Below are 8159 nucleotides of genomic sequence, written 5' to 3'. Positions count from 1 at the left end.
GGTTCCTGACCGGACGAAGGGCCAGCCGCAACGACGGCTGGCCCTTCGTCCGTACGCCCGCGCGGTAGCGCAGGTGCTGCGGGTCAGTTTCCGTGCCTCCCCGGGCGCGGTGGTCATGAAAGTGCTCGGCTCGCTGATTTCGGCCGTGCTGCCGCTGTTCACCACCTACTTCGCCGCGCTCACCACCACCGCACTGGCAGCCGCGTACTCCGGTGACGCCGCAGCCGGCCAGCTTGCGATTGTCTACGTCATCATCACCGCCGCCCTGGGTCTTTTCTGGGGCGCCTTCACCAGCGTGGACCGCTACATCCAGCAGCTGATGAGCTTCAAGGTGGGTGCCATCGTGGGCGACCAGATGTATGAGCGGTTCCTTGCCCTCGAGTTCTGGCGTTACGACGACAAGGAAACCGTTGACCTGTACGACCGTGCCAAGCGGTTCTCCGACTCCTATGCCCGGGTCTTGGACCGGATCGCGGCGATCTTCACCCAGCTTGTCTCGGTCATCCTTGCGGTGGGAGCCCTGCTCCTGGTCAGCTGGTGGATTGCGGTGATTGTCCTGGTAGCCATCGTGCCCAGCGTCTACCTGCAGTTCAAGCTGTCCCGGGAGCAGATTGCGCACTGGAACACGCAGGTGGATTCCCGGCGGCAGCGGCGGATGATCGAAACCAACCTCCTGCGGCCGCAGCACATCGCCGAGATGCGCCTCTACGGCATTGTGGGCTTCCTGATGGAACTCCGCTCCCGCCTCCGTGACGCGGACGAGCGCCGCCGTCTTGATTTCCAGCGCCGATACATCCCCAAGCAGCTCGCCGCAGATGCCCTGCAATACGGTGCGGAGGTGGTTTCACTGCTCTGGGTGGTGGGGCAGATCATCGCCCGGGCACAACCCGTTGGCCAGTTCCTCTATGTGCAGCAGATCGTCAGCCGGGCGCTGTCCACGGCCAACAACCTGGTGTCCTCCCTCAGCTCCATCGACGAGGACCTGGCGAACCTCAAGGACTACGAACTGTTTATGGCCCTGCCGGTGCATTCCGAGCATGCGCCTCCGCTGCTCGAATCCCCAAGGACCGTAGAGCTGAAAGACATCCGCTTTACGTACACGGGCAGCGAGATCGAGGTAATCCGCGGGATCAGCATGACCATCCGCGAAGGCCAGCACATTGCCATTGTGGGGGAGAACGGCGCCGGAAAGTCCACCCTGATCCGGATCCTGGCCGGCCTCTACCGCCCGGACTCCGGACAGGTCATGCTCGACGGCGTGGATCTCGCCGCCGTCGACGTGACCTCCTGGCACAGGCACCTGGCAGTGCTGAGCCAGGAGTTCCTCAAGTACGAGTTCGCCACTGCCGCCGAAAATATCTACTTCGGTGATGTTGACTCGCCCCGGGACGACGCCCGCATCCGCAAGGCAGCAGCAGATGCGGAGGCGCTGGAATTCATCAACAAGCTGCCGAACGGCCTGGAAAACCACGTCAGCAACTGGATGGAAGACCCCCGCGGCCGCAAGGGCAGCGGGCTCTCCGGCGGCCAGTGGCAGCGGCTGGCAATGGCCCGCAACTTCTACCGTGACGCCTCGTTCATGGTGATGGACGAACCAACGTCGGCCATCGATGCCCTCGCCGAGCACCGCATCTTCACCCGTCTCTTCGCGGACCGCAGCAGCACCATCATCGCCATCAGCCACCGGCTCGCCACCATCGAAAAGGCGGACGTCGTGTACATGCTGGAGGACGGCAGGATCGTGGAACAGGGGACACACAAGGAGCTTGTTGCGCTCCGCGGCCGCTACTTCAGGATGTTCGAATCCCAGCTCACCAACAGCACCAGCCCCTGACCCCGCAGGTTCCCGCCAATTCCCTGCCCGCGCAAGCCCAGGCCGGGCCCCTCGCGGAAGCGGCTCCACGGCCAGGGAACCCTGCCGGCCGGGGCCCGGAAGCCGAGGAAGCCTAACCCTTGGAGAGCCAGGCTTACCGGCTTTTCAGCCAGTTACTGCTCACCAGCTGACCCCCACCACGGCCCGCAGTCCCGAGGCCGTCCCAAGCCCTGCAATGTGACCGTCAAACACTCAGCCTCCGCCCATAAGGCCCGCTGTAGCCGTGGACAGCACCGCTGCTGGGATAACCTAGAGCAGTGACTTACGAGATCGAGATCGGCCGTGGCAAGCGTGGGCGTCGTGCCTACTCCCTGGATGACATTGCAATTGTCCCCAACCGTCGTACCCGCGACCCCAAGGACGTCTCCGTCTCCTGGCAGATCGACGCCTACCAGTTTGAGATGCCCGTCATCGCCGCTCCCATGGATTCGGCCATGTCCCCGTCCACAGCCATTGCACTGGGCAAGCTCGGCGGCCTGGGCGTCCTTGACCTCGAGGGCCTCTGGACCCGGTATGAGGACCCGCAGCCCATTCTCGACGAGATCGGTGCACTGGAGGACGAAACCAACAGCCCCGCCGTGACGGGGCGGATGCAGGAGCTGTACAAGGCCCCTATCCAGCCAGAGCTGATCACCTCCCGCCTCGCGGAGATGCGCGCGGCCGGCGTGACGGTGGCCGGTTCCCTCACCCCGCAGCGCACGCAGGAGCACTACAAGACCGTGCTGGCCGCCGGCGTCGACATCTTCGTCATCCGCGGAACCACCGTGTCCGCCGAGCACGTGTCCAAGGACCACGAGCCGCTGAACCTCAAGCAGTTCATCTACGAACTGGACGTCCCCGTGATTGTCGGCGGAGCGGCGGGCTACACGCCGGCGCTGCACCTGATGCGTACCGGGGCTGCCGGCGTGCTGGTGGGCTTCGGCGGCGGCGCCACTGCCACCACCCGCCGTGCCCTGGGTATTCACTCACCGATGGCTTCGGCAATTTCCGACGTGGCTGCTGCCCGCCGCGACTACATGGACGAATCCGGTGGGCGTTACGTCCACGTTATTGCCGACGGCGGCATGGGCACCTCCGGCGATATTGTGAAGGCAATTGCCATGGGCGCCGACGCCGTGATGCTGGGCAGCGCGCTCGCCAGGGCCGAAGAGGCGCCCGGCAAGGGCTGGCACTGGGGCCAGGAAGCCCACCACCTGGAACTGCCCCGCGGTGACCGCGCCAACGTCGGTACCGTGGGTCCGCTCGAAGAAGTCCTTTTCGGACCTGGCCACCACGCCAACGGAACCTCAAACCTTATCGGCGCGCTCCGCCGTTCCATGGCGACCACGGGCTATTCGGACCTGAAGGAATTCCAACGGGTCGACGTCGTGGTTTCCCCTTACTCCGGGAACTGACCTGCGGCGGCAGGGCCGAATCGCTCCATGCCGCCCTGCCCAAGCGTGCCGCAACGAAGTAGTGTGGTTTCACAACCGGGACTAGTGGCACTGGAGGCGTTCAATGAAGAGTGTTCCTGCTAACGGAGGGGCCCTTGGCCCCGCAGCCAGGGAAGCGGCCATCCAGCGGCTGCGTGCAACCGCCGAGCCGGGACAGGAACTGGATATCCTGATTGTCGGTGGCGGCATCGTGGGTACCGGTGCAGCCCTTGACGCGGTGACCCGTGGATTGGACGTGGGGATCGTCGAGGCCAACGACTGGGCCGCCGGTACGTCCTCCAGGTCTTCGAAGCTCATCCACGGCGGGCTGCGCTACCTGGAAATGCTCGACTTTGGCCTCGTCAAGGAGGCGCTGCAGGAGCGCGGGCTGCTGCTCTCCGAACTGGCGCCGCACCTGGCCCGGCCGGTGCCGTTCCTGTACCCGCTGACCAGGCCCTTCGTCGAGCGCCCCTACGTGGGCGCCGGCATCGCACTGTACGATGCCATGTCCATCTCCAGCGGCCACAGCAGGGGAGTGCCGTTTCACAAACACCTCAGCAGGCGGGGTACGCTGCGGGCCGCGCCGAGCCTGAAGGACGATGCTTTCGTGGGCTCCATCCGGTACTACGACGGCCAGGTGGACGACGCGAAATACTGCGCCAACCTCATCCGGACAGCTGCCTACTACGGCGCCCACGCGGTGAACCAGATGGCCGTGGTGGACTTCCTGCGCGAAGGTGAACGCGTGGTGGGAGCCAAGGTGGTCAACCACGAGGACGGGACGCAGTTCAACATCAGGGCCAAGCAGGTCATCAACGCCACCGGAGTCTGGACGGACGAAACCCAGGCCATGGTCACCGAGCGCGGCCAGCTGAAGGTCCGGGCGTCGAAGGGAATCCACCTGGTGGTTCCCCGCGACCGTTTCCAGTCCACAGTGGGCCTGATCCTGCGGACCGAAAAGTCGGTGCTGTTTGTCATTCCCTGGGGGAGGCACTGGATCATCGGCACCACGGACACCGACTGGCACCTGGACAAAGCCCACCCCGCCGCGTCCAGCAAGGACATCGACTACATCCTGGAACACGTCAACAAGGTCCTCAAGCGCCCGCTCACCCGGGAAGACGTGGAAGGTGTGTACGCGGGCCTGCGTCCGCTGCTGGCCGGCGAAAACGACTCCACCGCCAAGCTGTCGCGGGAGCACGTGGTGGCACACCCCGTTCCCGGCCTGGTGGTGGTGGCCGGCGGAAAATGGACCACATACCGGGTCATGGCCAAGGACGCAGTGGATGAGGCAACACGCACCATGGACGAGCGGGTACCTCCCAGCTGCACGGAAACCATCCCGCTGCTGGGGGCGAACGGGTACAAAGCCGCATGGAACCGCCGGAACCGCACGGCAGAGGAATCAGGCGTCCACGTGGCCCGCATTGAGCATCTCCTCAACCGCTACGGGTCCCTGACGCCGGAGGTGCTGGCCATCATCGCGGAGAACCCCGCCCTTGCCGAACCGATCCCGGGTGCGGACGACTACCTGCAGGCTGAGGCGGTGTATGCGGCAAGCCATGAGGGCGCCCGCCACGTCAACGACGTCCTGACGAGGCGGACCAGGATTTCCATCGAGGCTTGGGACCGTGGTGTGTCTGCCGTGCCGGTAGTCGCTAAACTGATGGGTGACGTCCTTGGCTGGAGCGACGCCCAACGTGAAAATGAGGTCAGGCACTACATTGCACGGGTGGAGGCGGAACGCCTTAGCCAGCAACAGCCGGACGACGAATCCGCAGACGCCGCCCGCCTGGGTGTGGAAGACATCGTGCCCTTGCGCTGAGGGATTCACGGCGCCAGCACTGCTGACTGAAGGGATACGCCTTGGCGGAACCACTTGACCGGTACGATGCCGAACTCACCACCCCCGAGATGGTGATCCTGGAACTGGAGGCATCGGACAAGGCGGATGCCGCCACCCAGCTTGCGGAGCGGCTCTTCGCTGCCGGACGGGTGTCGGATCTGCCCGGGTTCCTCAAGCATGTCAATGCCCGTGAGCACCAACTGGCCACCGGGCTCCCCGGCGGAATCGGCTTGCCTCATGCCCGCAGCGAGTTCGTGTCCCGCACCTCGATCGCCGTGGGCATCGCCAAGTACGGACATGCGCTGGATTTCGGCGCCACGGACGGGCCGGCCACGGTGATCCTGCTGATCGCCACGCCCGCGAGTTCCTTCTCCGACCACCTCGAGGTCCTGGCCACCCTGGCCCGTTCACTGTCCAAGGAGTCGTTCCGCGAATCGCTGCGCCGTGCTTACGACGCCGAAGTGATCGCGGAACTCATCAATTCCAGCCTGGTGTTCTTCGACCACTGACGCTTGTTTCTACTCCGCCCCTTCCCGCTGGTGCGGCCGATGGGCAGCACCTCTCCGGCCCCGGGCGTTTAGTTGTTCTACAGCGGGACGAAGTACGGTTAAGACGTGTGGAAAACAGCCCTTAAACCCCGATGGATCGCAGGTTTCATTTTCGCGATCGTCATTTCCGGGGTCTTCGTGCTGCTCAGCCAATGGCAGTTCGGACGCTCCACCCAGCCGGAGGCGCCGGTCAACCCGTCCACGGAGCAGGTGCAGCCACTGACCGAAACGCTTCAGCCCGGGGACTTCTTCCACGGTACCGACGCCGACCAGATGGTCACTGCGCAGGGAACCTACGACCCGGCGAAGCAGGTCCTGGTCCCGGGCCGCCTGCACGGCGGCAAAACAGGCTACTGGGTGGTCTCCGCCTTCGCCGTCACCGGTGCCCCCGCGCTCAGTGGCGTTGCAGCCTCACCCCAGACGTGGATTCCTGTCGCGAGGGGATGGGTGGCGGACCCCGCAGCTGCGCCAGCACCGCCGTCGGGCATTATTGAACTCACCGGCCGGCTGCTGCCGTCCGAGGCGCCAGTGGCAGGCAGGGCAGCCGCCCCCGGTGAGGCCACGGCAGTCTCGGTGGCAGAGCTCATCAACTACTGGGAAGTCAGCAGCTATCCGGGTTTCGTTGCCGCCACTGCGGAAATCGCCGATGGCGCCGACGTCGGCCCCGCCGCAGTACCGGGGGACTTCCTTCCCCTGCAGATCGGTCCGCAGCCGCCGGCCCAGCAGATCAACTGGCTCAACCTCTTCTACTCCCTTGAGTGGGTTGTCTTCGCCGGCTTTGCCCTCTTCATCTGGTGGCGGCTGGTCAAGGACGATTACCACCGGGATCTTGAGGAAGACCTCGATGATGACGATGGCGACGTCCCGGTAAGCCCCACGCAAACCCACCAACCTGAACAGAACCAGCAAAAGGTAGAGCCATGATTGATCCGAAACCGGCCACCCCCACCGCGGCAGGCAGCAATACTGCTGGCAAGGGATCCGGAAAGAAGCGCCGTTTCGGCGGCACCGAGGCGCAGATCCGCTCGGCGCTGAAGTTCTACAAGGTGCTGGCCTACCTCACGGGCGCCATGCTGCTGCTGCTGTGTGCCGAACTGATCGCCCGGTACGGATTTGGTAAGTACCTTTTTGCCGGCGGCACCAACGCCGTCAGCGGCCAGCCCTTCGGCTTTGGTTTCGCGGATGCGGAACCGCAGGGTGTCCTGGGTGGAGTCAACCTGTCCGTCGCGGTCCTCATTGTGCACGGCTGGATGTACGTGGTGTACCTCATTTCCAACTTCCGGCTCTGGTCCCTCATGCGCTGGCCGTTCCTGAAGCTGATCCTGCTGGCCTTGGGCGGAGTCATTCCGTTCCTGTCCTTCATTGTGGAGAAGACGTTCCACGCCGAGGTGGAAGCTGAGCTCGCGGCCAACCCCCAGGCACCCCAGAGGTACTAAGCAGCCGCTTGAAAGCCCGGAGTTCGCTCCGTCACAGCGCAGCTCCTCAAGGTGCGCCGGTGCAACGGCGCCCAGTAGGCTAGTACGGTGACTACTCCCACTGCATCCCAGACTTCCCAGAAGCCGGTGCTGGTTGTTGACTACGGTGCCCAGTACGCGCAGCTGATTGCCCGCCGCGTCCGGGAAGCGAATGTGTATTCGGAAGTGGTTCCGCATACCTACACAACCGAGCAGCTCCTGGCCAAGAACCCCGCCGCCATCATCCTTTCCGGTGGCCCTTCCAGCGTCTACGCTGACGGTGCCCCGAGCGTTGGTGCCGACCTTTTCGAGGCCGGTGTCCCCGTCTTCGGCATTTGCTACGGTTTCCAGGCGATGGCCAACGCCCTGGGCGGCAAGGTGGACAAGACCGGGCTGCGGGAGTACGGCTCCACGGAAACCACCCTTCTCGGCGAGGGCCGCTCGGTCCTGGCAGGCATGCCCCAGCACCAGAACACGTGGATGAGCCACGGCGACTCCGTCCACGAGGCGCCGGACGGCTTTGAAGTCCTGGCGACGACGGCAGGTGCTGAAGTAGCTGCCTTTGCCAACGAGGAGAAGGGCCTGTTCGGTGTCCAGTGGCACCCCGAGGTCAAGCACTCCGCTTACGGCCAGCAGGTCCTGGAGAACTTCCTCTTCAAGGGCGCCAAGCTGGAACCGAACTGGACCACGGGCAACATCCTCGAGGAGCAGGTGGAGCGCATCCGCAGGCAGATCGGCGATGCCAGGGTCATCTGCGGCCTGTCCGGCGGCGTGGACTCCGCCGTCGCCGCTGCCCTCGTCCAGCGCGCCGTAGGCGACCAGCTCACCTGCGTGTTCGTGGACCACGGTTTGCTGCGCGAAGGCGAAGCGGAACAGGTGGAACGCGACTTCGTCGCTGCCACCGGCGTCAAGCTCTACGTCGCCAACGAGCAGGAACGCTTCCTCTCAGCCCTTGCCGGCGTCAGCGATCCGGAAACCAAACGCAAGATCATCGGCCGCGAATTCATCCGGGCCTTTGAAGAGGCG

The 8159-nt window shown here is 64.8% G+C and carries 7 protein-coding genes; all 7 read left to right on the top strand.

The window, feature by feature from the left end; genetic code table 11:
• A partial coding sequence (locus tag AC5RWX_RS27630; protein WP_494099452.1) for an ABC transporter ATP-binding protein occupies positions 1–1834 on the top strand: 1834 nt, incomplete at its 5' end.
• A gap of 296 nt (positions 1835–2130) precedes the next feature.
• Entirely contained in the window at positions 2131–3267 is a 1137-nt protein-coding gene (locus AC5RWX_RS27625; RefSeq protein WP_494099451.1) for a GuaB3 family IMP dehydrogenase-related protein, read from the top strand.
• A 103-nt stretch (positions 3268–3370) separates the two neighbouring features.
• Positions 3371–5110, top strand: coding sequence for a glycerol-3-phosphate dehydrogenase/oxidase (locus AC5RWX_RS27620; RefSeq protein WP_494099450.1), 1740 nt, complete (start codon positions 3371–3373; stop codon positions 5108–5110).
• 41 nt (positions 5111–5151) lie between these two features.
• Positions 5152–5640, top strand: coding sequence for a PTS sugar transporter subunit IIA (locus tag AC5RWX_RS27615; RefSeq protein WP_163162053.1), 489 nt, complete (start codon positions 5152–5154; stop codon positions 5638–5640).
• A 105-nt stretch (positions 5641–5745) separates the two neighbouring features.
• On the top strand, positions 5746–6603 hold the full coding sequence (locus tag AC5RWX_RS27610; RefSeq protein WP_494099449.1) for an SURF1 family protein: 858 nt from the start codon (positions 5746–5748) through the stop codon (positions 6601–6603).
• Positions 6600–7115, top strand: coding sequence for a DUF3817 domain-containing protein (locus tag AC5RWX_RS27605; protein ID WP_494099448.1), 516 nt, complete (start codon positions 6600–6602; stop codon positions 7113–7115). The genes AC5RWX_RS27610 and AC5RWX_RS27605 overlap by 4 nt, the downstream gene beginning before the upstream one ends.
• Positions 7116–7202: 87 nt before the next feature.
• On the top strand, positions 7203–8159 hold a 957-nt coding region (gene guaA, locus AC5RWX_RS27600; RefSeq protein ID WP_494099447.1), incomplete at its 3' end, for a glutamine-hydrolyzing GMP synthase.

The organism is Arthrobacter sp. SPT-J7 (genome assembly GCF_059089965.1).
This window is presented reverse-complemented; position numbering and strand designations above follow the sequence as displayed.